The sequence below is a fragment of the Vibrio sp. 10N.222.55.C6 genome (genome assembly GCF_041473395.1).
GTDB lineage: Bacteria > Pseudomonadota > Gammaproteobacteria > Enterobacterales > Vibrionaceae > Vibrio > Vibrio crassostreae_C.
Window position 1 is genome coordinate 1 of record NZ_JBFRSD010001261.1, and the last position, 291, is coordinate 291.

Here is a 291-nt window from a genome sequence, read left to right on the forward strand (position 1 = left end):
TTGTTACCGCACGTTTATTTTCAGGGATAAGAGCTGCAAGCGTTGACCCTTCTCCTGGTACAGTAAATCGTAACTTGTGAAGCACCTCTCCCGCATAGACAGTATTCGCAACAACCTTGCCAATCAGCTCTGCTTTATCCGAATAGTTATTTTCATTAATCCAATCAACTTCCATCAATCTGGTGGTTAAAAACTGATCCTCGATAATAGTTCCGGCTTCAATTTCTTGTGATGCGACAACAACGGGGTGACGCTCGACCGTTTCAACTTCAACGGTTGGCTGAACTTGAT

1 protein-coding gene is annotated in these 291 nt (G+C 43.6%); it reads right to left on the reverse strand.

The window, feature by feature from the left end:
- A partial coding sequence (cpaB, locus tag AB4486_RS28460) for a Flp pilus assembly protein CpaB (protein WP_372120190.1) occupies positions 1–291 on the reverse strand: 291 nt, incomplete at both ends.